Origin of the sequence: Enterobacter sp. PTB, from assembly GCF_051130085.1 — a bacterium.
Classification (GTDB): domain Bacteria; phylum Pseudomonadota; class Gammaproteobacteria; order Enterobacterales; family Enterobacteriaceae; genus Enterobacter; species Enterobacter ludwigii.
Window position 1 is genome coordinate 37,444 of the sequence record NZ_JBDKEE010000014.1, and the last position, 19,804, is coordinate 57,247.

At 55.9% G+C, this 19,804-nt stretch carries 21 protein-coding genes; 17 read left to right on the forward strand and 4 right to left on the reverse strand.

The features are described from left to right. The first annotated feature begins 3 nt into the window (after positions 1-3). Positions 4-675 (forward strand): 7-carboxy-7-deazaguanine synthase QueE, encoded by a 672-nt coding sequence (gene queE, locus AAIR21_RS17210; protein ID WP_020883810.1) that lies wholly within the window; start codon positions 4-6, stop codon positions 673-675. A 28-nt stretch (positions 676-703) separates the two neighbouring features. On the opposite strand, the gene queD is transcribed toward queE, so the two are convergent. Then, positions 704-1,066 (reverse strand): 6-carboxytetrahydropterin synthase QueD, encoded by a 363-nt coding sequence (gene queD, locus AAIR21_RS17215; RefSeq protein ID WP_014171404.1) that lies wholly within the window; start codon positions 1,064-1,066, stop codon positions 704-706. Between the two features lie 306 nt (positions 1,067-1,372). Here queD and cysJ point away from each other — a divergent pair, with 306 nt between their 5' ends. From cysJ to cysH, 3 genes are read left to right on the forward strand one after another with little or no spacing between them, the layout of a single operon-like run. Then, complete coding sequence (cysJ, locus tag AAIR21_RS17220) at positions 1,373-3,178, forward strand: NADPH-dependent assimilatory sulfite reductase flavoprotein subunit (protein WP_183516682.1); 1,806 nt, start codon at positions 1,373-1,375, stop codon at positions 3,176-3,178. Continuing rightward, a complete protein-coding gene (gene cysI, locus AAIR21_RS17225) occupies positions 3,178-4,890 on the forward strand; it encodes an assimilatory sulfite reductase (NADPH) hemoprotein subunit (RefSeq protein WP_014171402.1) in 1,713 nt (570 codons plus the stop codon). The genes cysJ and cysI overlap by 1 nt, the downstream gene beginning before the upstream one ends. Positions 4,891-4,905: 15 nt before the next feature. Beyond that, positions 4,906-5,640, forward strand: a complete 735-nt coding sequence (cysH, locus tag AAIR21_RS17230) for a phosphoadenosine phosphosulfate reductase (protein ID WP_014171401.1) — start codon at positions 4,906-4,908, stop codon at positions 5,638-5,640. 54 nt (positions 5,641-5,694) lie between these two features. Here the strand turns inward: cysH and AAIR21_RS17235 are convergent, their stop codons facing one another. Beyond that, entirely contained in the window at positions 5,695-6,738 is a 1,044-nt protein-coding gene (locus AAIR21_RS17235; RefSeq protein WP_032678868.1) for an aminopeptidase, read from the reverse strand. Between the two features lie 246 nt (positions 6,739-6,984). Between AAIR21_RS17235 and cysG the strand changes: the two genes are divergently transcribed. The 13 genes from cysG (at position 6,985) to rpoS (ending at position 18,064) form a co-directional block, all read left to right on the forward strand. Continuing rightward, positions 6,985-8,334 carry a siroheme synthase CysG gene (gene cysG, locus AAIR21_RS17240; RefSeq protein WP_194373031.1) on the forward strand — a complete coding sequence of 450 codons (1,350 nt, stop codon included), beginning with the start codon at positions 6,985-6,987 and terminating at the stop codon, positions 8,332-8,334. Positions 8,335-8,343: 9 nt separating this feature from the next. Beyond that, positions 8,344-9,252 carry a sulfate adenylyltransferase subunit CysD gene (gene cysD / locus AAIR21_RS17245; RefSeq protein ID WP_006811770.1) on the forward strand — a complete coding sequence of 303 codons (909 nt, stop codon included), beginning with the start codon at positions 8,344-8,346 and terminating at the stop codon, positions 9,250-9,252. A gap of 9 nt (positions 9,253-9,261) precedes the next feature. After that, positions 9,262-10,686 (forward strand): sulfate adenylyltransferase subunit CysN, encoded by a 1,425-nt coding sequence (cysN, locus tag AAIR21_RS17250; protein ID WP_020883815.1) that lies wholly within the window; start codon positions 9,262-9,264, stop codon positions 10,684-10,686. Further along, complete coding sequence (gene cysC, locus AAIR21_RS17255) at positions 10,686-11,291, forward strand: adenylyl-sulfate kinase (protein ID WP_183516681.1); 606 nt, start codon at positions 10,686-10,688, stop codon at positions 11,289-11,291. The genes cysN and cysC overlap by 1 nt, the downstream gene beginning before the upstream one ends. 58 nt (positions 11,292-11,349) lie before the next feature. Further along, complete coding sequence (locus AAIR21_RS17260) at positions 11,350-11,676, forward strand: DUF3561 family protein (RefSeq protein ID WP_014171396.1); 327 nt, start codon at positions 11,350-11,352, stop codon at positions 11,674-11,676. Positions 11,677-11,842: 166 nt separating this feature from the next. Beyond that, positions 11,843-12,154, forward strand: coding sequence for a cell division protein FtsB (ftsB, locus tag AAIR21_RS17265; RefSeq protein ID WP_008499609.1), 312 nt, complete (start codon positions 11,843-11,845; stop codon positions 12,152-12,154). A 19-nt stretch (positions 12,155-12,173) separates the two neighbouring features. After that, a complete protein-coding gene (gene ispD / locus AAIR21_RS17270; RefSeq protein ID WP_040018909.1) occupies positions 12,174-12,884 on the forward strand; it encodes a 2-C-methyl-D-erythritol 4-phosphate cytidylyltransferase in 711 nt (236 codons plus the stop codon). Continuing rightward, positions 12,884-13,363, forward strand: a complete 480-nt coding sequence (gene ispF, locus AAIR21_RS17275; RefSeq protein WP_014171394.1) for a 2-C-methyl-D-erythritol 2,4-cyclodiphosphate synthase — start codon at positions 12,884-12,886, stop codon at positions 13,361-13,363. The genes ispD and ispF overlap by 1 nt, the downstream gene beginning before the upstream one ends. Then, on the forward strand, positions 13,360-14,409 hold the full coding sequence (gene truD, locus AAIR21_RS17280) for a tRNA pseudouridine(13) synthase TruD (protein WP_104440326.1): 1,050 nt from the start codon (positions 13,360-13,362) through the stop codon (positions 14,407-14,409). Before ispF ends, truD begins: the two co-directional genes overlap by 4 nt. Beyond that, positions 14,390-15,151, forward strand: a complete 762-nt coding sequence (surE, locus tag AAIR21_RS17285) for a 5'/3'-nucleotidase SurE (RefSeq protein ID WP_020883819.1) — start codon at positions 14,390-14,392, stop codon at positions 15,149-15,151. Before truD ends, surE begins: the two co-directional genes overlap by 20 nt. Further along, positions 15,145-15,771 (forward strand): protein-L-isoaspartate(D-aspartate) O-methyltransferase, encoded by a 627-nt coding sequence (locus AAIR21_RS17290; protein ID WP_020883820.1) that lies wholly within the window; start codon positions 15,145-15,147, stop codon positions 15,769-15,771. The genes surE and AAIR21_RS17290 overlap by 7 nt, the downstream gene beginning before the upstream one ends. 116 nt (positions 15,772-15,887) lie before the next feature. Then, on the forward strand, positions 15,888-17,012 hold the full coding sequence (gene nlpD / locus AAIR21_RS17295) for a murein hydrolase activator NlpD (RefSeq protein ID WP_020883821.1): 1,125 nt from the start codon (positions 15,888-15,890) through the stop codon (positions 17,010-17,012). Positions 17,013-17,071: 59 nt separating this feature from the next. Then, positions 17,072-18,064: an RNA polymerase sigma factor RpoS gene (gene rpoS / locus AAIR21_RS17300; RefSeq protein ID WP_013098493.1), complete on the forward strand. Its 993-nt coding sequence runs from the start codon at positions 17,072-17,074 to the stop codon at positions 18,062-18,064. Between the two features lie 52 nt (positions 18,065-18,116). Here the strand turns inward: rpoS and AAIR21_RS17305 are convergent, their stop codons facing one another. Continuing rightward, positions 18,117-18,494, reverse strand: coding sequence for a DUF4440 domain-containing protein (locus tag AAIR21_RS17305; protein ID WP_047743518.1), 378 nt, complete (start codon positions 18,492-18,494; stop codon positions 18,117-18,119). After that, positions 18,491-19,699 carry an MFS transporter gene (locus tag AAIR21_RS17310; protein ID WP_183516680.1) on the reverse strand — a complete coding sequence of 403 codons (1,209 nt, stop codon included), beginning with the start codon at positions 19,697-19,699 and terminating at the stop codon, positions 18,491-18,493. Before AAIR21_RS17310 ends, AAIR21_RS17305 begins: the two co-directional genes overlap by 4 nt. Positions 19,700-19,804: the final 105 nt, after the last annotated feature.

Here is a 19,804-nt window from a genome sequence, read left to right on the forward strand (position 1 = left end):
ACTATGCAGTACCCGATTAACGAGATGTTCCAGACCCTGCAAGGCGAGGGTTACTTTACCGGCGTTCCCGCCATCTTTATTCGATTACAGGGATGCCCGGTTGGCTGTGCCTGGTGTGATACCAAACATACGTGGGATAAACTCGCAGATCGGGAAGTGTCGCTGTTTAGCATTCTGGCTAAAACCAAAGAGAGCGATAAGTGGGGCGCGGGAAGTGCAGAAGATCTGCTGGCGATCATTGGCCGTCAGGGCTGGACGGCGCGCCACGTGGTGATTACCGGGGGTGAACCCTGCATCCACGACCTGACGCCACTGACCGAGCTGCTCGAAAAGAACGGCTACAGCTGTCAGATTGAAACCAGCGGCACGCATGAAGTGCGCTGTTCTCACACCACCTGGGTGACGGTTTCGCCGAAAGTTAACATGCGCGGCGGCTACGATGTACTCTCTCAGGCGCTGGAGCGTGCTGATGAGATTAAACACCCGGTTGGCCGCGTGCGTGATATCGAAGCGCTGGATGAACTGCTCGCCACGCTGACGGATGAAAAGCAGCGGATCATCGCGCTGCAGCCTATCAGCCAGAAAGAGGATGCCACGCGCCTGTGTATTGAAACCTGTATTGCCCGCAACTGGCGGCTGTCGATGCAGACGCACAAGTACCTGAACATCGCCTAAAAAAAAGCCCGGATATTCCGGGCTTTTTTTACTCACCGCGATAGATACAGCCCGCGGTGCAGGTCTCTTTGATCATCACCGCGCTCAGCAGAGGCACCTGCGGTTTCATCTGATCCCAAATCCATTTAGCCAGCACTTCACTGGTCGGGTTTTCAAGACCCGGGATATCATTCAGATAGTAGTGATCCAGACGATCGTAGGTCGGTTTGAATGCCGCCTTCAGCTCGGCAAAGTCCATGATCCAACCGGTATGCGGATCGACGTCACCGGTTATCTCAAGACGCACCATAAACGAGTGCCCGTGCAGACGGCCACATTTATGCCCTTCAGGAACATGCGGAAGGTGGTGGGCGGCTTCGAAGGTGAAATCTTTAAACAGTGTGGTGGACATTATTGCTCTCAGTAATGCGGAAAAAACCGCCGCATAGTACCGGAAAGCACAATTTTTATCATTAACTAAAACGGCTCTGTTGCCGCAACGTGGTGCATACGAGAAAGGACTACTGTTTTATTAATAAATTTCAATGGGTTAGTTAATCGTTTTTATCGTTAAGAACGATAACTAAAACAGGTTAGTCCATTTGGTTATTTATTATTTCCATCCCTTCTTTAATTGTTATTATCCTCGCCGTTAACCTTATCTTCAGTTTGGATTTATTCGCTTAAAGTCCGCTTGGCTACTGGAACATAACGACGCATGACAACACAGTCCCCACCTTCAAATTTGCTTCCCCTGAACCCGGAGCAACTGGCGCGCCTTCAGGCTGCCACTTCTGATTTTTCTCCCACCCAGCTTGCCTGGGTCTCCGGCTATTTCTGGGGAATGCTTAACCAGCAACCGGGCGCTGTGGCTGCTGCACCGGCAACTGCGGTAGAAATTCCGGCGATTACGCTGATTTCTGCCTCGCAGACGGGCAATGCTCGCCGTGTGGCCGAAGCGCTGCGCGACGACCTGCTGGCCGCCAGACTGAACGTGAACCTGGTGAACGCCGGGGACTATAAATTTAAACAGATCGCGTCCGAAAAACTGCTGGTGGTGGTGGCTTCAACCCAGGGTGAGGGTGAGCCGGCTGAAGAAGCGGTGGCCCTGCATAAGTTCCTGTTCTCGAAAAAAGCCCCAAAACTGAACGGGACGGCGTTCGCCGTGTTTGGCCTGGGCGACACCTCCTACGAATTTTTCTGCCAGTCCGGTAAAGATTTCGACAGCAAACTGGCGGAACTGGGCGCTGAGCGCCTGCTGGACCGCGTTGATGCGGATGTGGAATACCAGACCGCCGCCGCTGAATGGCGTGCGCGCATCGTTGACGTGCTGAAAGCGCGCGTGCCGAAAGAGACCCCAGCGCAGGCTGCCGTCACCGCGGCGGGTGCAGTCAATGATATTCACACCAGCCCGTATACCAAAGAGGCACCGCTGGCAGCGAGCCTGGCAGTTAATCAGAAAATTACCGGTCGCGCCTCTGAGAAAGACGTGCGGCATATTGAAATCGATCTCGGTGATTCCGGTCTGCGTTACCAGCCGGGCGATGCACTTGGGATCTGGTACCAGAACGATCCGGCGCTGGTTAAAGAGCTGGTCGAACTGCTGTGGCTGAAAGGCGATGAGCCTGTCACCGTCGACGGTAACACGCAGCCGCTTTCTGACGCGCTGCAGTGGCATTTCGAGCTGACGGTCAACACGCCAAACATCGTTGAAAATTACGCTACCTTAACGCGCAGTGAATCGCTGCTGCCTCTGGTGGGGGATAAGGCGAAGCTGCAGCATTACGCCGCGACGACGCCGATTGTCGATATGGTGCGTTTCTCTCCGGCACAGCTGGATGCGGATGCGCTAATTGGCCTGCTGCGTCCGCTGACGCCGCGCCTCTACTCCATTGCCTCTTCGCAGGCCGAAGTGGAGAGCGAAGTGCATATCACCGTGGGCGTGGTGCGTTATGACATCGAAGGCCGTGCCCGTGCGGGCGGGGCATCAAGCTTCCTGGCCGATCGCGTGGAGGAAGACGGTGAAGTGCGCGTGTTTATCGAGCACAACGACAACTTCCGTCTGCCTGCGAACCCGGAAACACCGGTCATCATGATTGGGCCGGGTACCGGTATTGCGCCATTCCGCGCCTTTATGCAGCAGCGCGCTGCAGATGAGGCACCGGGTAAAAACTGGTTGTTCTTCGGCAACCCGCACTTTACGGAAGATTTCCTCTACCAGGTTGAGTGGCAGCGTTACGTCAAAGAAGGCGTCCTGACGCGCATCGACCTGGCCTGGTCCCGCGATCAGCAAGAAAAAGTATATGTACAAGACAAACTGCGCGAACAGGGCGCAGAGCTGTGGCGCTGGATCAATGACGGTGCCCACATTTATGTCTGCGGCGACGCCAATCGCATGGCGAAAGACGTTGAGCAGGCATTGCTGGAAGTGATTGCCGAATTCGGCAGTATGGATGCCGAAACGGCGGATGAATTTTTAAGTGAGCTGCGCGTTGAGCGCCGTTATCAGCGAGATGTCTACTAATGAGCGAAAAACATCCAGGGCCACTGGTGGTCGAAGGTAAACTGACAGACGCCGAGCGCATGAAGCTGGAAAGCAACTATCTGCGCGGCACCATTGCTGAAGATCTGAATGACGGTCTCACCGGCGGCTTTAAAGGCGACAACTTTCTGCTGATCCGTTTCCACGGTATGTATCAGCAGGACGACCGTGATATCCGCGCCGAACGTGCAGAACAGAAGCTGGAGCCGCGTCATGCGATGCTGCTGCGCTGCCGTCTTCCGGGCGGGGTGATCACCACGAAACAGTGGCAGGCGATCGATAAGTTTGCGGGTGAAAATACCCTTTATGGCAGCATCCGTCTGACCAACCGTCAGACCTTCCAGTTCCACGGCATTCTGAAGAAGAACGTGAAGCCGGTACACCAGATGCTGCACTCTGTCGGGCTGGACGCGCTGGCCACGGCCAACGACATGAACCGTAACGTGCTCTGCACCTCGAACCCGTACGAGTCCGAGCTGCACGCCGAAGCCTATGAGTGGGCGAAGAAGATCTCTGAGCACCTGCTGCCACGCACCCGCGCCTATGCGGAGATCTGGCTCGATCAGGAAAAAGTGGCCACCACCGACGAAGAACCGATCCTCGGCCAGACCTATCTGCCGCGTAAGTTCAAAACCACCGTGGTGATCCCGCCGCAGAACGATATCGATCTGCACGCCAACGACATGAACTTCGTGGCGATTGCCGAAAATGGCAAGCTGGTGGGCTTTAACCTGCTGGTGGGGGGCGGTCTCTCCATCGAACACGGTAACAAGAAAACCTATGCCCGTACCGCAAGCGAGTTTGGTTTCCTGCCGCTGGAGCACACGCTGGCCGTGGCTGAAGCGGTTGTCACCACGCAGCGCGACTGGGGTAACCGTACGGATCGTAAAAACGCGAAAACCAAATACACCCTGGAGCGCGTGGGCGTAGAGACGTTCAAAGCGGAAGTTGAGCGTCGCGCGGGGATTAAGTTTGAGCCGATCCGTCCGTATGAATTTACGGGACGTGGCGATCGTATTGGCTGGGTCAAAGGCATCGACAATAAATGGCACCTGACGCTGTTTATTGAAAACGGCCGTATTCTTGATTATCCGGGCCGCCCGCTGAAAACCGGTCTGCTGGAAATTGCGAAGATCCATAAAGGTGAATTCCGTATCACCGCTAACCAGAACCTGATCGTTGCCGGCGTGCCGGAAAGCCAGAAAGCGAAGATTGAGAAACTGGCGCGCGACCATGGGTTGATGGACGCGGTGAAGCCGCAGCGTGAAAACTCAATGGCCTGCGTGTCGTTCCCGACCTGCCCGCTGGCGATGGCGGAAGCAGAGCGTTTCCTGCCGTCATTCACCGATAAGGTAGAAGCGATTCTGGAAAAACACGGTATTCCGGACGAGCATATTGTTATGCGTGTCACCGGCTGCCCGAACGGCTGTGGCCGTGCGATGCTGGCCGAGCTGGGTCTGGTGGGTAAAGCGCCGGGTCGCTATAACCTGCACCTCGGCGGCAACCGTATCGGAACGCGTATTCCGCGCATGTTCCGTGAGAACATCACCGAGCCGGAAATTCTTGATTCTATCGACGAGCTTGTCGGGCGCTGGGCGAAAGAGCGCGAAGCGGGTGAAGGCTTCGGCGACTTTACGGTGCGTGCGGGCATTATTCGCCCGGTGCTCGATCCCGCAAGGGATTTCTGGGAGTAAACACGAGAGGTAATTATGTCCGTACTCGATCTAAACGCCCTAAATGAACTGCCAAAAGTCGATCGCATTCTGGCGCTGGCAGAAACCAATGCGCAGCTTGAAAAGCTCGACGCCGAAGGCCGCGTGGCATGGGCCCTGGAAAACCTGCCGGGTGATTATGTGCTCTCGTCGAGTTTTGGTATCCAGGCAGCGGTGAGTTTGCATCTGGTGAACCAGATTCGTCCGGACATTCCGGTGATCCTGACCGATACCGGCTACCTGTTCCCGGAAACCTACCAGTTTATCGATGAGCTGACGGACAAGCTCGGGCTGAACCTGAAAGTCTACCGCGCGGAGCAAAGCGCGGCCTGGCAGGAGGCGCGGTATGGCAAACTGTGGGAACAGGGCGTTGAAGGCATTGAGAAATACAATGAGATCAACAAGGTCGAGCCGATGAACCGGGCGCTGAAAGAGCTTAACGCGCAGACCTGGTTTGCGGGGTTACGCCGCGAGCAGTCCGGAAGTCGCGCCACACTCCCGGTGCTGGCGGTTCAGCGCGGGGTGTTTAAAGTGCTGCCGATCATCGACTGGGATAACCGTACGGTTTACCAGTACCTGCAAAAACACGGACTGAAATACCACCCGCTCTGGGACCAGGGTTATCTGTCCGTTGGCGATACCCATACCACGCGTAAATGGGAACCGGGCATGGCGGAAGAAGAGACGCGATTCTTTGGACTCAAGCGCGAGTGCGGATTGCACGAAGGGTAAATTCTGTTCCCTTTTCCCTCACCCTCTTACAAAGGGTGAGGGACATGTTCTGTTCTACGCTTTCCCAGCTTTTGCCAGCTCTTTCACCAGTGGCAGCATCACTTTAACCACATCCCGACTGCGGTGTTCAATCCGCTGCGGCAGTGCGCTATCAATATGCTGCTGATTATCCAGCAGCACGTTATGCCAGCTCGTCCCGTCCGGGAAAGCCTTCGATTTCACCCGCTGCTGATAACCGTCTTTCTTACCCAGCATCCAGTTAGTGGCTTCCACGTACAGAACAGGAATGCCCGCTTTATCGAACACTTCACCATCGTTACAGCAGCCGGTTCCGCGAGGATAATCGGGATTCCCGCCCGGGTTGCTGGTGGCATACACCCCATGGCTGCGGGCGATTGCCAGCGCGCGGTCGCGCGTCAGTTTACGCACGGTACCCGGCGTACTCTGTCCGCTGTTGAAATAGAGCTTATCGCCGACGATCAGGTTATCGAGGTTAATCACCAGCAGCGTATTTTTCCTCTCCTCGGCACTCATGCGTTTCAGGAGATTCTCCGCGCCAAGTTTTCCCTCTTCTTCACCGCTGGTGGCAACGAAACGGATCCCGTATTGGGTTGGAATGTCTTTCATTCGCTCTGCCAGTTCGAGCATCACACCCAGACCCGCCGCGTTATCATCCAGCCCCTGTAACGTCAGCCCGCCGAGATTATTGTCGGTATCGGCGTCGCTCATTGGCGCGTAGGTGTCCAGGTGCGCCATGATAATGATCTGTTCCGCCGCGCTACCTTCATGGGCCGCAATGACCGTACTGCCGGTCACGTTATGCCAGTTTTTTGTTTTATTGCGCGAGGTATAGACGTAGCGGCTGTGAAACGATCGGATATCGCTCTGGTAACCCATGTCAGCAAATTGCTGGCGAATATAATCGGCGGAAAGCATTTCCGCTGGCGTGCCGGTCATACGACCCGGAAAGACGGTCGCAATATGCCGCGCCTGCATATTCGCGATTTCACCATAGGGCTGATTTTTTGCCTGGGCCGGAAGGATAAAGCAAACGCCGAGCGCCAGGGCAGCGATACGGTGGCGCGTTGCGGAAAACATAGTGAGTCCTTAAAAACAGAGCAAAATTTTAACCCGCCTAGTATGAAACTGTGATCGACCATACACAATTTGAATTGCTCTTAAATGCCCGAAAAATCGCGTGTTAAGCACTTTTTGATCTTTGCTTTTCCACGGCGTTATTCCATTGAGTAACTACTCATTCCAATTCGTAATTTCATTCGATCTAAGCCGCCCCCTATAGTCCCACTATTCCTTGTTGTTAGTGAGTTGTAGCTTGTGGACTATCTGCCCCTTTTTGCCGCGATAAAAGACAGACCTGTGCTGGTAGTCGGCACCGGTGAGGTTGCCGATCGCAAAATCGCGTTTCTGCAGCGAGCGGGGGCGCAGGTACGGATAGTCGACGAGGCGGATTTCGACGAGTCGCAAATCGACAGCGTGGTGCTGGTGATTGCGGCAACCGATAACCGTGAGCTCAACCGCCGTATTTCAGAGGCGGCTCAGGCCCGTCACCGTCTGGTGAACGTGGTGGACGATCGGCCGCTGTGTTCGTTTATCTTCCCGTCGATTGTTGACCGTTCGCCATTGCTGGTGGCCATCTCCTCCGGCGGGACCGCGCCGGTGCTGGCACGCGTGCTGCGGGAAAAAATCGAAGCGCTTTTGCCTACCAGCCTTGGGCGGATGGCGGAGAAAGCGAGCTTCTGGCGCAACCATCTGAAAACGCGCCTGACCAGCGTGACGGAACGCCGTCGCTTTTGGGAACGCGTGTTCCGCGGTCGTTTTGCCAGCCTGATGCATGCCGGGAATGAAACGGCGGCGCAGCAGATCCTCGAAGATGAGCTGGATAACCCTGGCAGTAGCGGCGGCGAGATCATTCTGGTCGGTGCGGGGCCGGGTGATGCCGGGCTGCTGACCCTGCGCGGCCTGCAGGTGCTTCAGGATGCCGATGTGGTGTTCTATGACCATCTGGTCACCGACGGGGTGCGCGAATTGATTCGCCGTGACGCAGAACAAATCTGCGTTGGCAAAAGGGCGGGCGAGCACTCTGTACCGCAGCATGACACCAACCAGATGCTGGTGGCGGCGGCAAAAGCGGGCAAAACGGTGGTGCGGCTTAAAGGTGGCGACCCGTTTATCTTTGGTCGCGGCGGGGAAGAGCTGCAGGCGGCGGCTGAAGCGGGCGTGCCGTTCCAGGTCGTCCCGGGTATCACGGCGGCTTCCGCAGTGACGGCCTACGCCGGTATACCGCTTACTCACCGCGATTATGCCCAGAGCGTGACCTTTGTCACGGGCCATTACAAGGCGGACAGCACCCCGTTTGACTGGTCGCATCTCGCCCAGAGTCGTCAGACGCTGGCTATCTATATGGGCACGATGAAGGCGGCGGACATCAGTGAACAACTTATTCAACACGGTCGAGAGGCAACCACGCCGGTCGCCGTAATTTCTCGCGGCACGCGCGTCGATCAGCATGTGGCTATCGGTACGCTACAGGATCTTGCCACCCTGGCGAAAGAGGCCCCTATGCCCGCGCTTATCGTGGTAGGGGAAGTGGTGCACCTGCACAGCACACTCGCCTGGTTTCAACATACAACAGACTCAGAGGGGTTTGGCTCCTCTGTGGTGAATCTGGCTTAAGGAACGGTTATGGACCAAAAACGACTTACTCACCTGCGGCAGCTCGAAGCGGAAAGTATCCATATTATCCGCGAAGTGGCAGCCGAATTCTCTAACCCGGTGATGATGTATTCCATCGGTAAAGATTCCAGCGTGATGCTACACCTGGCGCGTAAAGCGTTTTACCCGGGTACGCTGCCGTTCCCGCTGCTGCACGTTGATACCGGCTGGAAATTCCGTGAAATGTATGAATTCCGCGACCGTACGGCAAAAGCCTACGGCTGCGAACTGCTGGTGCATAAAAACCCGGAAGGGGTGGCGATGGGCATTAACCCGTTCGTGCACGGTAGTGCCAAACACACTGACATCATGAAAACCGAGGGGCTGAAGCAGGCGCTGAACAAATACGGTTTTGACGCGGCCTTCGGCGGCGCACGCCGTGACGAAGAAAAATCCCGTGCGAAAGAGCGTATCTACTCTTTCCGCGACCGCTTCCACCGCTGGGATCCAAAAAACCAGCGTCCGGAGCTGTGGCATAACTACAACGGACAGATCAACAAGGGCGAAAGCATTCGCGTGTTCCCGCTCTCCAACTGGACCGAGCTGGATATCTGGCAGTACATCTATCTGGAAAATATCGAGATCGTGCCGCTGTACCTGGCCGCTGAACGTCCGGTGCTGGAGCGTGACGGCATGCTGATGATGATCGATGACGATCGCATCGACCTGCAGCCAGGCGAAGTGATCAAAAAACAGATGGTGCGTTTCCGTACCCTCGGCTGCTGGCCATTGACCGGTGCCGTGGAGTCCAGTGCGCAGACGCTGCCGGAGATCATTGAAGAGATGCTGGTGTCGACCACCAGTGAGCGACAGGGCCGCGTGATTGACCGCGACCAGGCAGGCTCCATGGAGCTGAAGAAACGTCAGGGTTATTTCTAAGGAGCCGCCATGAACACGACCATTGCTCAACAAATTGCCAATGAAGGCGGCGTAGAAGCTTATCTGCACGCGCAACAACACAAAAGCCTGCTGCGCTTTCTGACCTGCGGCAGCGTCGATGACGGGAAAAGCACGCTGATCGGCCGTCTGCTGCACGATACGCGTCAGATTTACGAAGATCAGCTCTCGTCCCTGCACAACGACAGTAAACGTCATGGTACCCAGGGCGAAAAACTCGACCTGGCGCTGCTGGTGGACGGCCTGCAGGCCGAGCGCGAGCAGGGCATCACCATTGATGTGGCGTATCGCTATTTCTCCACCGAGAAGCGCAAATTTATTATTGCCGACACCCCGGGGCATGAGCAGTACACCCGTAACATGGCGACCGGTGCGTCTACCTGTGAACTGGCGATCCTGCTGATTGACGCCCGTAAAGGGGTACTGGATCAGACTCGTCGCCACAGCTTTATCTCCACGTTGCTGGGGATCAAACACCTGGTGGTGGCGGTCAACAAAATGGATCTGGTGAACTTCAGCGAAGAGAAGTTTGATGAGATCCGCCAGAGTTACCTGACGTTTGCTGAACAGCTGCCGGGTAACCTGGATATTCGCTTTGTGCCGCTCTCTGCGCTGGAAGGCGACAACGTGGCTTCCCAGAGCGCGAACATGCCGTGGTATAGCGGCCCGACGCTGCTCGAAGTGCTGGAAACCGTGGAGATCCAGCGCGTGGTCGACACCCAGCCGATGCGCTTCCCGGTTCAGTACGTTAACCGTCCTAACCTTGATTTCCGCGGTTTCTCCGGCACTATCGCGTCGGGCACCGTGGCGGTCGGTCAGCGCGTTAAAGTTCTGCCGTCTGGTGTGGAATCCACCATCAGCCGTATCGTCACCTTTGATGGCGATCTGCCGCAAGCCGGTGCGGGTGAAGCGGTCACGCTGGTATTGAAAGATGAAATTGATATCAGCCGCGGCGATCTGCTGGTGGACGCTCAGGAGACGCTGGCAGCGGTGCAGGGGGCTTCCGTTGATGTGGTGTGGATGGCTGAACAACCGCTGAGCGCCGGTCAGAGCTACGACATTAAAATCGCGGGTAAGAAAACCCGTGCCCGCGTGGACGGTATCCAGTTCCAGGTGGACATCAATAACCTGACCCAGCGCGACGTCACCGAACTGCCGCTGAATGGCATTGGTCTGGTCGACGTGACCTTTGACGAGCCGCTGGTGCTGGATCCCTACCAGCAGAACCCGGTAACGGGTGGGCTGATCTTTATCGATCGCCTCTCCAACGTGACCGTGGGTGCCGGTATGGTGCGTGAGCCAAATGAACAGGCTACGGTAGCCTCTGAGTTCAGCGCTTTTGAGCTGGAGCTGAATGCGCTGGTGCGTAAGCACTTCCCGCACTGGGGTGCGCGCGATCTGCTGGGAGGCAAGTAATGGCCGCCCATGATGAGAACGTCGTCTGGCATCCTCATCCGGTCACCGTCGCGCAGCGCGAGAAACTTCACGGTCATCGTGGCGTGGTACTGTGGTTTACCGGGCTATCCGGCTCTGGTAAATCCACGGTAGCGGGCGCGCTGGAAGAGGCGCTACACCAGCAGGGGGTCAGTACCTACCTGCTGGATGGCGACAATGTGCGCCACGGCCTGTGCAGCGATTTGGGCTTCAGCGACGACGATCGTAAAGAGAATATTCGCAGGGTGGGGGAAGTGGCCAGACTGATGGCGGATGCCGGGTTAGTGGTACTGACCGCGTTTATCTCACCGCATCGTGCCGAACGCCAGATGGTGCGCGAACGCGTCGGGCAGGATCGCTTTATCGAAGTGTTTGTCGATACGCCGCTGGAAATTTGCGAAGCGCGCGATCCCAAAGGGCTGTATAAGAAAGCGCGCGCGGGAGAGCTGCGAAACTTCACCGGCATTGACTCGGTGTACGAAGCGCCTGAATCGCCTGAAATTCACCTGGAAGGTCAACAATTGGTAACAAATTTAGTAAGCCAATTATTAGACCTGCTCAGACGGGACGATATTATCAGATCCTGAGACGGTATCGTTCGGGAGCTGTCTTCCCGAACGATGAGTCACGGTCACAGGATCAGCTATGCGCAACAGTGAGAACTACATTATTACCACCGGGTCGGAGCCGTTAGCGACCGACGACGAGACGACCTGGTCCTTTCCTGGGGCCATAGTCGGCTTCGTCTCGTGGTTGCTGGCCTTGGGCATCCCTTTTCTTATCTACGGCGGTAATACGCTGTTCTTCTTTCTCTATACCTGGCCTTTCTTCCTGGCGCTGATGCCTGTGGCGGTTGTCGTCGGTATTGCGCTGCACTCGCTGCTTAATGGCAAACTCCTTTACAGTACCGTGGTCACGATTGTGACGGTGGTTCTGATGTTTGGTCTGTTATTTTTGTGGCTCATGGGCTAACTTCAGCCATAATTCAAACCGTAAACAACTGTGTGACGATATTGAGCAAGGCGATTCTGCGGAAAAAATGTGGTACATTTGCCCGCGATGTTGCGGCATCTCTGTTACCCCGGCAAAGAGATCTGGGGGCGTTTTGGGATGATGATGCCGTTTTTCAGGGGGCAGGATGGGTAAACTAACGCTGCTGTTGCTGGCTTTGCTGATCTGGCTGCAATATTCGCTGTGGTTCGGTAAAAACGGACTGCACGACTATAGCCGGGTAAGCGATGACGTCGCGGCTCAGCAGGCAACAAACGCCAAACTTAAGGCGCGAAACGATCAACTCTTTGCTGAAATTGATGACCTCAATGGCGGGCAAGAGGCGATTGAGGAACGCGCACGCAATGAACTCAGTATGACTAAGCCGGGCGAAACTTTTTATCGTCTGGTTCCGGATGCGTCTAAACGCAATCAGGGCTCAGCACAAAACAATCGATAATCAGGCCCAGGATTACGACATGGCAGTAACTTTTTCGGACGTATGCGCCGTGGTGCCGGCTGCGGGTTTTGGCCGGCGCATGCAGACAGAATGTCCCAAGCAATACCTCTCTATTGGCGATAAAACGATCCTCGAACACTCTGTGGCGGCGCTGCTGGCGCATCCGCGGGTGACGCGCGTGATTATCGCTATCAGCCCGGGTGATGCGCGTTTCGCGCAGTTACCGCTGGCAAATCATCCGCAGATTACCGTTGTTGACGGCGGCGCCGAGCGTGCCGATTCCGTGCTGGCGGGCATTCAGGCCGCCGGTGAGGCACCATGGGTTCTGGTCCATGACGCTGCCCGTCCGTGCCTGCATCAGGATGACCTTGCGCGCCTGCTGGCGCTTAGCGAAACCAGCCGGGTAGGTGGTATTCTTGCCGCCCCGGTACGCGACACCATGAAGCGCGCTGAGCCGGGCAAGCAGGCTATCGCACACACCGTTGAGCGCGTCGATTTATGGCACGCGCTGACCCCCCAATTTTTCCCCCGCGAATTACTCCACGACTGCTTAACGCGTGCGCTTAAAGAAGGTGCGACCATCACGGACGAAGCCTCGGCGCTGGAGTATTGCGGTTTCCATCCTGAGCTGGTTGAAGGACGCGCTGATAATATAAAAGTGACGCGTCCGGAAGATTTACAGCTCGCGGAATTTTATCTTACCCGTTCGACCCATCAGGAGAAGGCATAATGCGAATTGGACACGGTTTTGATGTACACGCCTTTGGCGGAGAAGGCCCAATTATCATTGGCGGCGTACGCATTCCTTATGAAAAAGGGCTGCTTGCGCATTCTGATGGCGACGTAGCATTACATGCCCTGACCGATGCATTGTTGGGTGCTGCGGCACTGGGCGATATCGGTAAGCTGTTCCCGGACACTGACCCGGCCTTCAAAGGCGCGGACAGCCGTGCGCTGCTGCGTGAAGCCTGGCGTCGTATTCAGGCGAAAGGCTACACCCTCGGCAACGTGGATGTGACGATCATTGCCCAGGCCCCCAAAATGCTGCCGCATATCCCGCAGATGCGCGTGTTCATTGCAGAAGATCTGGGTTGCCACATGGATGATGTTAACGTCAAAGCGACGACGACAGAGAAACTGGGCTTTACCGGTCGTGGTGAAGGGATTGCCTGTGAGGCCGTGGCGCTGCTGGTGAAGGCAAGCCAATGACGGACTTCGACAACCTGACCTGGCTGCACGGTAAACCGCAGGGGAACGGGCTGCTGAAAGCCAGCCCTGAAGATTTTGTTGTGGTGGAAGACCTGGGATTCGCGCCGGATGGCGAAGGCGAACATATCCTGGTACGCATTCTGAAAAATGGCTGCAATACCCGTTTTGTGGCCGATGCGCTGGCAAAATTCCTCAAAATTCATGCCCGCGAAGTGAGCTTTGCCGGGCAGAAAGATAAACACGCCGTCACCGAACAGTGGCTCTGCGCGCGCGTGCCGGGTAATACGATGCCTGATTTAAGCAAATTTGAGCTTGAGGGCTGTAAGGTACTGGAATACGCACGCCATAAGCGCAAACTGCGTCTGGGCGCGTTGAAGGGCAACCATTTTACGCTGGTACTGCGCGAGATTTCGAACCGTGATGATGTGGAAAAACGCCTGAACGCTATCAACGCGTGCGGCGTACCAAACTATTTTGGCGCACAGCGCTTTGGTATCGGCGGCAGCAACCTGCTCGGCGCACTGCGCTGGGCGCAAAGCGATGCCCCGGTCCGCGACAGGAATAAACGCAGTTTTTGGTTGTCGGCGGCCCGCAGTGCGTTGTTTAATCAGATTGTGAGCGAACGGCTGAAAAAACCGGACGCGAATCAAGTTGTTGTCGGCGATGCGCTACAATTAGCGGGACGCGGGAGCTGGTTTGTGGCAACGGCTGAAGAAATGGCCGATGTGCAGTCGCGCGTGGATACTCAAACGCTGATGATTACCGCAGCCTTGCCCGGCACGGGCGACTGGGGTACGCAGGGCGATGCGCTGGCTGCTGAGCAGTCTGCTGTCGCTGATATGCAGGCATTACAAACACTGCTGGTGCGGGAAAAAGTCGAGGCGGCACGCCGTGCGATGCTGCTCTATCCGCAACAGTTGAGCTGGAACTGGTGGGACGACGTAACCGTCGAGTTACGCTTCTGGCTGCCGGCAGGTAGCTTTGCCACCAGTGTTGTCAGGGAACTTATCAACACGTCGGGTGATTATGCGAATATTGCTGAGTAACGATGACGGGATCCATGCGCCGGGTATACAGACCCTGGCGAAACACCTTCGCGAATTTGCGGAAGTGCAGGTCGTGGCACCCGATCGTAACCGCAGTGGAGCGTCTAACTCTCTGACGCTGGAGTCGTCGCTTCGCACCTTTACCTTTGAAAATGGTGATATCGCCGTCCAGATGGGCACGCCGACCGACTGCGTTTTTCTGGGTGTGAACGCGCTGATGCGCCCGCGCCCGGACATCGTCGTCTCCGGTATTAACGCCGGGCCCAATCTTGGCGACGATGTGATTTACTCCGGAACCGTGGCCGCCGCCATGGAAGGGCGCCATCTGGGGTTCCCTGCGCTGGCCGTTTCGTTAAACGGCCACACGCACTACGACACGGCGGCAGCGGTGACCTGTTCTCTCCTGCGGGCGCTCAATCGCGAGCCGCTGCGTACCGGGCGCATCCTCAATATTAACGTGCCGGATCTGCCGCTGAGTGAAATCAAAGGCATTCGCGTAACGCGTTGCGGAAGCCGACACCCGGCTGACCAGGTGATCCCGCAGCAGGATCCGCGTGGCAATACGCTTTACTGGATTGGTCCTCCTGGCGACAAGTGTGACGCCGGACCGGATACCGACTTTGCCGCCGTTGATGAAGGATATGTCTCGGTTACGCCGCTGCATGTAGATTTAACCGCGTATAGTGCGCATGATGTGGTGTCGGGTTGGCTGGATCGCGCAGGAGTGAACGCGCAATGGTAAGCAAACGTGTACAAACTCTTCTGGAACAGCTACGCGCTCAGGGGATCCGCGACGAGCATGTGCTCGACGCGCTCGCCCAGGTGCCGCGTGAGAAATTTGTAGACGAGGCGTTTGAACACAAAGCGTGGGAAAACGTGGCGCTGCCTATTGGGCAGGGCCAGACGATTTCACAGCCTTACATGGTGGCGCGTATGACGGAGCTGCTGGAGCTCACGCCCCATTCGCGCGTGCTGGAAATTGGCACCGGGTCGGGGTACCAAACCGCGATCCTGGCGCATCTGGTGCACCATGTTTGCTCCGTTGAGCGTATTAAAGGTTTGCAGTGGCAGGCGCGTCGTCGCCTGAAACAACTTGATTTACATAACGTTTCGACACGACACGGTGATGGATGGCAGGGTTGGCAGGCACGCGCCCCGTTTGACGCGATCATCGTGACGGCTGCTCCACCTGAAATTCCCGCTGCTCTGTTATCGCAGCTGGATGAAGGCGGCATTCTTGTTCTGCCTGTCGGGGACGAGCAACAGCTCCTGAAGCGCGTTCGTCGGCGTGGCGGCGAGTTTATTATCGATACCGTGGAAGCCGTGCGCTTTGTTCCTCTGGTAAAGGGGGAGTTGGCCTGAGACTCAGAATTATCCAGGGTTATTAAGGCAAATTCAGCGTATGGTGTGGCGCGAAAGATTCGTGTCATCACGGTAAATTTTAAGTCACTGGTAGTTAACACATTCCTGGGGGATAAATGAGCGCGGGAAGCCCTAAATTCACCATCAGCCGTGTTGCGGCATTATCACTGGTTTCGCTCTGGCTGGCAGGCTGTACAAGTTCTAATAATGCACCTGCGCCCGTCAGTTCCGTGGGGGGATCCAGCAGCTCGGGTAACACGTCCAGCGGAATGTTGATCACGCCTCCGCCTAAAATGGGTACTGCTGCGGCACAACAAAATCCGCCCATTCAGCCAATGCAGCCTCCTGTTACGCAGCCAACACAGGTTCAGCCAGTGGAACACCCTGTGCAGACTCAAAATGGCCGCATAGTGTATAACCGCCAGTATGGGAACATTCCGAAAGGTAGCTATACCGGTGGGAGCACCTATACCGTAAAACGAGGCGACACGCTGTTCTATATTGCGTGGATCACCGGGAACGATTTCCGTGACCTGGCGCAGCGTAATAACGTCCAGGCCCCGTATGGTCTGGAAGTCGGCCAGACGCTCCAGGTGGGCAATGCGACGGGTACGCCGCTCACGCCTGGCAACACCGTTTCAGCGGCCGATGTCACTGCGCAAAATAACAGCGTTAAGCCTGCACAAAAATCCACCACGGTGGTTGCTTCACAACCGGTAATTACGTATTCTGAGGATTCAGGTGATCAGACTGCTAACAAAATGTTGCCGAATAATAAAGGGACTGCGACTGTTGTCACAGCACCGACTACGGCACCTGTGGTTAGCTCTACTGAACCGACTGCCAGCAGTATGACCTCCAGTTCGCCAATTTCTGCATGGCGCTGGCCAACTGACGGCAAGGTTATCGAAAACTTCTCTTCCTCTGAGGGAGGAAATAAAGGGATCGATATCGCAGGGAATAAGGGACAGGCTATTATCGCGACCGCAGACGGTCGTGTTGTATATGCCGGTAACGCTCTGCGCGGTTACGGTAATCTTATTATCATCAAACATAACGATGATTACCTGAGTGCCTACGCCCATAACGACACAATGCTGGTCCGGGAACAACAAGAAGTTAAGGCGGGGCAAAAAATCGCTACCATGGGTAGCACCGGCACCAGTTCTACACGCTTGCATTTTGAAATTCGTTACAAGGGGAAATCCGTAAACCCGCTGCAGTATTTGCCGCAGCGATAAGTTGACGGGGCATGCCAGCCAGGGTGTCTCGTTCAGGGATCACGGGTAGGAGCCACCTTATGAGTCAGAATACGCTGAAAGTTCATGATTTAAATGAAGATGCGGAATTTGATGAGAACGGAGCAGAGGCTTTTGATGAAAAAGCCTTAGTAGAAGAGGAACCCAGTGATAACGATTTGGCTGAAGAAGAGCTGTTATCGCAGGGCGCCACACAGCGTGTACTGGACGCGACTCAGCTTTACCTTGGGGAGATTGGTTACTCCCCACTGTTAACGGCCGAAGAAGAAGTCTATTTCGCACGTCGTGCTTTGCGTGGTGATGTTGCCTCGCGCCGTCGCATGATTGAAAGTAACTTGCGTCTGGTCGTGAAAATTGCCCGTCGTTACGGCAATCGAGGTCTGGCTCTGCTGGACCTGATTGAAGAGGGCAACTTAGGTCTCATCCGCGCAGTTGAGAAGTTTGACCCGGAACGCGGGTTCCGTTTCTCAACCTACGCGACCTGGTGGATTCGTCAGACCATCGAACGGGCGATTATGAACCAAACCCGTACGATTCGCCTGCCGATTCACATCGTCAAAGAGTTGAACGTCTATCTGCGTACTGCGCGCGAGTTGTCCCATAAACTGGACCACGAGCCAAGCGCGGAAGAGATCGCCGAACAACTTGATAAACCGGTTGATGACGTAAGCCGTATGCTGCGTCTCAACGAGCGCATTACCTCTGTTGACACCCCGTTGGGTGGCGACTCCGAAAAAGCGCTGCTGGACATCCTGGCCGATGAAAAAGACAACGGTCCGGAAGACACCACGCAGGACGATGACATGAAACAGAGCATCGTCAAATGGCTGTTCGAACTGAACGCCAAACAGCGTGAAGTGCTGGCACGTCGTTTCGGTTTACTGGGGTATGAAGCTGCAACACTGGAAGACGTCGGCCGCGAAATTGGCCTGACCCGTGAACGTGTTCGTCAGATTCAGGTTGAAGGTCTGCGTCGCCTGCGTGAAATCCTGCAGGGGCAAGGTCTGAATATCGAAGCGCTGTTCCGCGAATAAGCAATCTTTCATCAAAAAAGGCCCGTCGTGAGACGGGCCTTTTTCTTTTGCGTTACGGTTGTGCCGTTTCGTGCAGCAAACGCCACGTTATCTTGCCATCCTTCTGATTGAGCACGGCGGTTGACCAGCGCACATTGACGGGCTGATCCGGGCGAGTTTGCGTTTCCCGGTAGTGAAGCACTGCGCCGTTGGCCCACGTCTGTAGCGTCGTTATCTCATCAAGAACAATCTCCAGACCAGGACGGCTGCCGCGCTGAAGGTCCAGGAAACCGACAAGCGCGTTATAGTCAAAATGGACGCCACCTGGGGTGAGCATCATAAAATCCGGCTGAAAGTGGGCGAGCAGGGCGTCAACATCCCCTTCGCCCTTACCCAACCAGTTCTCCAGCTTAACGTGAACGTCGATAATGTCCTGTTCGAAATGGGTCATGGTTTCTCCTGTTGCACCTCTGAAAGCACCTGCGTGTTGTTAAGACGAAAGACGTACACGACGGGCAGTAATGTGATGGCCGCAGCAACACTAAACATCCAGTGCCATGCGGCGAGCGGCGTGAAAAACGCCAGTGTCAGGTTCAGCACCTGCGAGAGCAGGAATGCCCCGGCAAAAAAACTGATCTGACGATTAAGATTCCATAGCGCGCTGGCGTCAGGCATATCGTCGCGCGCCGTCGTTAAAAATGCGCTGCTTTGCGCCGTACTGCTGCAAAGACTGCCGCCCGCGCCCATTAACGTAAACGCGGCGCCAGGCAACAACACTGTGGTAGTCGGGCTGACGTTAAGCAGCAGTAAAACGCCCAGCGCCTGTAACAGGCAACCCACGACAATGAGAGGCCGGGGACCCACGCGGTTAAAATAACGTCCGGTCGCGGTGATCGCCATAAACGAGGCCAGAGACCATGGCAGCATCAGCATCCCCGTTGCGGCAGGTGTCATGTGCGCCTCGCTCTGAAGATAATACATCCCCGTGACGTTCACCCCAATAAACATGCCGGGTACGCACAAATAGACAAGCATGGAAAAACGCAGCAGCGGGTCGGCCAGCAGGGGCAGGTTTAAGAGCCTGCTCGCTTTCACGGGGGCCCTCTCATTCTTAAGCCACACGCAGGCCAGGAAAAACGTTACGGCGGCGACAGGCGTTGTGGCAAAAAATATCCATCGCCAGCTGAGTGCCTGAACCAGCACTCCCCCCACGGTGGGTGAGCATGCAGGCGCAAGCAATGCAACCAGCATGACCGCTGAGGAGAGCCTGGCACGCTCATGGGGTTTAAACTGTTGCCAGGTCAGCGCTTGTCCGACCGGGATCAGTAACCCCCCTCCCATGCCCTGCAGCACTCGCCAGGCAATCAGGCTCTCAAGTGAGGATGACAAACCTGCCGCAACGGAGGCGGCGCTAAAGAGAAAAAGCGAAAGCAGAATGACATGCTTCGGCCCGAGCCTGCGCGTCAGCAGGGTGCTGAAGGGGATGACGAGCGTCAGACCGGCAATATAGCCGTTACTGACCCAGGCAAGCGATGAGGGCGTGGCGTTGAACACCTGAGCCATTGCCGGGAAAGCGACGCTGGCGATAAACATATTAATTAAATCAAGAAAAAAGCCCAGCAGATAGACAACGGCGACTTTGCTGCGATACGACATGGCGGCACCTCCAGTGAGGGGCGTATCGTATCGGGCAGGGAGGTACGGATAAACGTTATAAAGCGCGATATACTGTCAAAAAATTTTTGACAGTAATAGGGCTGA

Bases quoted from the DNA above. Each gene is read 5' to 3' on its own strand.
- queE (WP_020883810.1), top strand. From the start codon at position 4: ATGCAGTACCCGATTAACGAGATGTTCCAGACCCTGCAAGGCGAGGGT.
- queD (WP_014171404.1), bottom strand. From the start codon at position 1,066: ATGTCCACCACACTGTTTAAAGATTTCACCTTCGAAGCCGCCCACCAC.
- cysJ (WP_183516682.1), top strand. From the start codon at position 1,373: ATGACAACACAGTCCCCACCTTCAAATTTGCTTCCCCTGAACCCGGAG.
- cysI (WP_014171402.1), top strand. From the start codon at position 3,178: ATGAGCGAAAAACATCCAGGGCCACTGGTGGTCGAAGGTAAACTGACA.
- cysH (WP_014171401.1), top strand. From the start codon at position 4,906: ATGTCCGTACTCGATCTAAACGCCCTAAATGAACTGCCAAAAGTCGAT.
- AAIR21_RS17235 (WP_032678868.1), bottom strand. From the start codon at position 6,738: ATGTTTTCCGCAACGCGCCACCGTATCGCTGCCCTGGCGCTCGGCGTT.
- cysD (WP_006811770.1), top strand. From the start codon at position 8,344: ATGGACCAAAAACGACTTACTCACCTGCGGCAGCTCGAAGCGGAAAGT.
- cysN (WP_020883815.1), top strand. From the start codon at position 9,262: ATGAACACGACCATTGCTCAACAAATTGCCAATGAAGGCGGCGTAGAA.
- cysC (WP_183516681.1), top strand. From the start codon at position 10,686: ATGGCCGCCCATGATGAGAACGTCGTCTGGCATCCTCATCCGGTCACC.
- AAIR21_RS17260 (WP_014171396.1), top strand. From the start codon at position 11,350: ATGCGCAACAGTGAGAACTACATTATTACCACCGGGTCGGAGCCGTTA.
- ftsB (WP_008499609.1), top strand. From the start codon at position 11,843: ATGGGTAAACTAACGCTGCTGTTGCTGGCTTTGCTGATCTGGCTGCAA.
- ispD (WP_040018909.1), top strand. From the start codon at position 12,174: ATGGCAGTAACTTTTTCGGACGTATGCGCCGTGGTGCCGGCTGCGGGT.
- ispF (WP_014171394.1), top strand. From the start codon at position 12,884: ATGCGAATTGGACACGGTTTTGATGTACACGCCTTTGGCGGAGAAGGC.
- truD (WP_104440326.1), top strand. From the start codon at position 13,360: ATGACGGACTTCGACAACCTGACCTGGCTGCACGGTAAACCGCAGGGG.
- surE (WP_020883819.1), top strand. From the start codon at position 14,390: ATGCGAATATTGCTGAGTAACGATGACGGGATCCATGCGCCGGGTATA.
- AAIR21_RS17290 (WP_020883820.1), top strand. From the start codon at position 15,145: ATGGTAAGCAAACGTGTACAAACTCTTCTGGAACAGCTACGCGCTCAG.
- nlpD (WP_020883821.1), top strand. From the start codon at position 15,888: ATGAGCGCGGGAAGCCCTAAATTCACCATCAGCCGTGTTGCGGCATTA.
- rpoS (WP_013098493.1), top strand. From the start codon at position 17,072: ATGAGTCAGAATACGCTGAAAGTTCATGATTTAAATGAAGATGCGGAA.
- AAIR21_RS17305 (WP_047743518.1), bottom strand. From the start codon at position 18,494: ATGACCCATTTCGAACAGGACATTATCGACGTTCACGTTAAGCTGGAG.
- AAIR21_RS17310 (WP_183516680.1), bottom strand. From the start codon at position 19,699: ATGTCGTATCGCAGCAAAGTCGCCGTTGTCTATCTGCTGGGCTTTTTT.